The sequence below is a fragment of the Pseudomonas sp. genome (assembly GCF_037994325.1).
GTDB lineage: Bacteria > Pseudomonadota > Gammaproteobacteria > Pseudomonadales > Pseudomonadaceae > Aquipseudomonas.
This window is the reverse complement of the sequence record NZ_JBBNAH010000420.1, coordinates 1-4,420: the sequence shown is the minus strand read 5'-3', so window position 1 is coordinate 4,420 and position 4,420 is coordinate 1. Positions and strand designations below refer to the sequence as shown.

The 4,420-nt window shown below is 59.4% G+C and carries 4 protein-coding genes; 2 read left to right on the top strand and 2 right to left on the bottom strand.

What is annotated here, in order from left to right; genetic code table 11:
• A partial coding sequence (locus tag AAAB16_RS14265; RefSeq protein WP_340663906.1) for a DUF481 domain-containing protein occupies positions 1-918 on the bottom strand: 918 nt, incomplete at its 3' end.
• Positions 919-1,177: 259 nt separating this feature from the next.
• On the opposite strand from AAAB16_RS14265, the gene AAAB16_RS14260 reads away from it, so the two are divergent.
• Both AAAB16_RS14260 and AAAB16_RS14255 read left to right on the top strand, forming a co-directional pair.
• Positions 1,178-1,579 carry an MGMT family protein gene (locus AAAB16_RS14260; protein WP_340663905.1) on the top strand — a complete coding sequence of 134 codons (402 nt, stop codon included), beginning with the start codon at positions 1,178-1,180 and terminating at the stop codon, positions 1,577-1,579.
• An 83-nt stretch (positions 1,580-1,662) separates the two neighbouring features.
• Entirely contained in the window at positions 1,663-3,408 is a 1,746-nt protein-coding gene (locus AAAB16_RS14255) for an AmpG family muropeptide MFS transporter (protein ID WP_340663904.1), read from the top strand.
• A gap of 34 nt (positions 3,409-3,442) precedes the next feature.
• Here the strand turns inward: AAAB16_RS14255 and AAAB16_RS14250 are convergent, their stop codons facing one another.
• Positions 3,443-4,279, bottom strand: coding sequence for a mechanosensitive ion channel family protein (locus tag AAAB16_RS14250; RefSeq protein ID WP_340663903.1), 837 nt, complete (start codon positions 4,277-4,279; stop codon positions 3,443-3,445).
• Positions 4,280-4,420: the final 141 nt, after the last annotated feature.

The window sequence follows — 4,420 nt, the reverse complement described above, 5'->3', positions numbered from 1 at the left end:
GTCGGTGACCTTGTAGCGCAACCCCGCCTCGGCATCGAGCTCGTATTCGCTGTCGCCACCAATAGGTTTGCCCAGTTCGCCATTGCTGAACATCTCGAACGTTTTACCCACCAGGTAACGGTTGTAGTCCCACTTCAAGCCAACCGAATAAAAGTTATCGGCGCCACCGTCTTTGTATTCGTAGTCGTTTTGGTTGACCAAAGTGGCCAGGGAGAACGCACCAAGCTCGTCATCCCAGAACTGGTAGCCAGGACCGGTACCGATGGTGCGTTGGCTGGAAACATCTTCGATATGGTCGCGCTTGTAGCTCACGCGGCCTTGCCAGAACCAATGCTCGTCCAGGAAGCGGTCGAGCGCGTATTCGGCATTCCAGTTATTGGTGGTGGTGACGTCGTCCTGCATTTCACGGTTGTAGCCGCCTTCGGCGTTGTGCCGCCAGGCGCCATGGCGTGCCGTGGTTTTGAAGTCGACATCGTAGTCATCGGTGTCTTTGTCGGCGCGTTTGTAGTCCAGGCCGAGGTCGATATTGCCCTTCCACACCAAGTCTTCGACGATAGGCTTGGGCTTGATGAGCTGTTCAATGCTCGCCAGCTCAATGGTTTTCGGCGCTTCGCCGTTAACCAAGGTGACCTTGCCGTCTTCGGCTGCTTTCAGCGACTTGGCGCGCTCACCGGTGATGTCGTCCTGTTTGACCATCAGTTCACGGTCGCTTTCCAGGGTTTTCACCTGTTTCCAATCCAGGGGAATGGTGCCGCCGTAGCTGGTTTGCAGCACCAGCTTGCCGCCATCGAATACTTTGATTTCGCCGGTGAGCCGGTCGCCGTTTTTCAACCACACGGTATCGGCCAGAACAGGGCTTGCGGCCAGCGTTAGCGCGGCGCACGAGAGGGCTTTGGACAGCTTGTTGGTGTACGCCATAAGGACGGCTAATGCTCCATAGTGGTGAGGGCCGGGCTTTATCCGCGGCGCCCAAACCGGTGAAGGACTGACCGACAGAAAAACCCCAAGTTCCCGGAAAATGCAGGCTAAGGCTTGTTACAGAGCCTTCGGCCGGGTGTAAACGCAGATAAACCGCGGGCTAAAGCAAATCGACCAGCGGTTTTTCCCGCCGTGCTATCGAGCTGCCCGAAGAGCTCGTTTAAGCTGCAGGTTCCGTACCCAACAGGCATCCCGCTCAATGCCCGCCTCGACAAAAAAAACCGTACAGCCTAAGCGCCACGTCGCTATCAGCCCATCAGCAGCTGTCGTCACGCAAGACGCCGACGCGCGCCGCACGGCACTTTACGTGACCCTGGCGCAAGTACCCAGCGGTTATGTGGTGAGCTATGGGCAATTAGCTGATTTGGCCGGTTTAGGCCGTGCGGCACGCTGGGTTGGCCGCACTCTTAGCCAGTTGCCCGAAGGCAGCACGCTACCCTGGCACCGCGTAGTAGCAGCCGGTGGGCGCCTGAGTTTGGCTGCCGGCACCGTCTCTGGCGATGAACAACGGGCACGCCTACGCGCCGAAGGGGTGCGTATGGTCAACCAAAGGGTGGATATCGGGCGTCATGGGTGGCGCCCAATGGAGCACAGCGGTTAGAGTGCGCGCTGTTTTTGCCATCCAGTTTGCCCAGTCAAACCGGGTACTCCATGTGTTGTTAATTGCAGGCAGATCACAGCCCAATGCCCCGTAAAACCTGGCGCGACGCCCTCGCCGCCTATGCTTCACCGGCCAGCCTGGCCTTGTTGCTGCTTGGCTTCGCCGCCGGCCTGCCGTACATGCTGGTGTTCTCCACGTTGTCGGTGTGGCTGCGTGAGGCTGGCGTGTCGCGCGAAACCATCGGTTTTGCCAGCCTGATCGGCCTGGCTTACGCCTTTAAATGGATCTGGTCGCCACTGCTCGACCAATTTCGCCTGCCGCTTCTCGGTCGCCTGGGCAGGCGCCGCTCCTGGCTGGTGCTGGCGCAAATCGTTATCGCCCTGGGCCTGATCGGCATGGCGCTGTGCGACCCGCGCACCAACCTGACTTGGCTGATCGCCATCGCCGTATTGGTGGCCTTTGCCTCCGCCACCCAAGATATCGCCGTCGACGCCTACCGGCTGGAGATCGCCGACGACACCCGCCAAGCCGCCCTCGCCGCCAGCTATATGCTCGGTTACCGCGTTGCTGCCCTACTCGCCACCGCGGGCGCCCTGTACTTCGCCGAATGGTTTGGCTCCACCAGCAGCGCCTACGAATTCGGCGCCTGGGCCAGCACCTATCTGATGTTCGCGCTATTGATGCTGCCGGGCCTGCTCACCACCTTGTGGATGCGCGAACCCCATGTCGATATGCCAGTGCAGACCACCACCTCGCGCTTCAAGCTCAAAGACCAGCTGTACTCGGTGCTTATTCTGTTAGTAATGCTGATCTCCCTGCCGGCGATGATCACCGGCTTGCTCGACCGTGCTTGGCCACGGGCGGCGCTGTACGCGATTTTCCTTGGCGCGTGCCTGATGCCGGCCGGGCGCCGCCTGATCGCCCCAGTGCGCGATCTGCTGAGCCAGCAGCGCAAACAATTGATCGTCGCCGCGCGCGGCAAAGTCATCCCCAACTTCGACTTTGTGCACCAAGCGGTGTCGATGATTGTGCTGATCATCATCTTGGTGACCGCAGCGGCGGCGGCCAAAGCCTTCTCCACCGGGGCCTGGCCGCGCGGCACCATGTATGTGCTGATTGCCCTGGCCTGCCTGTCGGCGCCGGGTCGTCTGTTGATGGCGCCGGTGGTCACGCCGATCAGCGAGTTTGTGCAGCGCTATCGCTGGCAGGCCTTGCTGCTGCTGGGCTTGATTGCCACCTATCGCATGTCCGATACGGTCATGGGCGTGATGGCCAACGTGTTCTATATCGACCAAGGCTTTAGCAAGGAGCAGATCGCCAGCGTCAGCAAGCTGTTCGGGCTGGTGATGACCCTGGTGGGGGCGGGTGCTGGCGGGGTGTTGATCGTGCGCTTTGGCATCATGCCGATTCTGCTGATCGGCGGCATATTGTCGGCAGCCACCAACCTGCTGTTTATGTGGCTCAGCGATATGGGCGCCAACCTGGACATGCTGATCCTGACCATTTCCGCCGACAACTTCAGTGCTGGCCTGGCCACCTCGGCTTTTGTCGCCTACCTATCGAGCCTGACCAACCTGAAATTCTCCGCCACCCAATACGCGCTGCTCAGCTCCATCATGCTGCTGCTACCGCGCTTGATTGGCGGCTACTCGGGGGTGATGGTGGAGAACGTCGGCTATCACAAGTTCTTCCTGATCACGGCGCTGTTGGGGATTCCAACCCTGATTCTGATTTGCTGGCAATGGCAGCGGATGGCCAGTCAGAAGCAGCCGGCGGTGGAAGAGCCTGCGGTGGTAAGCGAAGAGAAAACGCGGACCGAACAGGTTTGAGTAACAAAAGCCGGCTTACGCCGGCTTTTGGGTTTTATGCAGACTCTTGCACCATACGAACCACCCGCTGCGGAAACGGAATGCCGATCCCGGCCTTCTGCAGCCGATCGCGAATCTCTTCGTTGTATTTAAAGGTCAGGCTCCAGTAGTCGGCGGTATTGACCCACACCCGCAGCGACATTTTGATTGAGCTATCGCCTAACCCCGCCACTACCACGGCTGGCGCCGGGTCTTTCAGCACGCGCTCGTCTTCGGCCATATCCAGCAGCACCTGCTTGGCCGCTTGCAGATCGGCGTTGTAGTCGATGCCGATATCAAACACCACCTGGCGCGTGGCCTGGCGGTTGTAGTTGGTGATGATGCCGTTGGACAGGCTGCCGTTGGGCATGATCACGGTCTTGTTGTCGCCAGTGCGCAATACGGTGTGGAAGATCTGAATGTTATCCACAGTGCCGGAAATACCCTGCGCCTCGATCACATCACCAATGCGGAATGGGCGGAACAGCAAGATCAGCACACCACCGGCAAAGTTGGCCAAGCTGCCCTGCAACGCCAAACCGATAGCCAGACCGGCAGCACCGATAGCGGCAATAAACGACGTGGTTTCCACACCAATCATCGACGCGGCGCTGATCACCAGCAGCACTTTCAAAATGATATTGGCCAGGGTGCCGATAAAACCCTGCAAGGCGGGGTCGCCGAGACGGCGGCCAATCACGGCGCTGAGGTTATTGGTCAGTCGATTGATCAACCACCAGCCAATCGCCAGTACCACCAACGCCAACAGTACGCGGCCGCTGTAGGCCATGATCACCGGTAGCCACGCCGTCGAGGCATCCACCAAGCGATCCATTTCGGTATTGATATCCATAGCGCCTCCTCAGCTGTCTGACTGCCCAAATGCCAGTCATAAAAACAGCCGCTGCGTCTTTTGCGACGTCAGGTGGGCGTGATGGTTCCCGTTGGTCGGGCTTGGCAATGGTGTATTGGTGCGCACAGCACACCCTAAGTG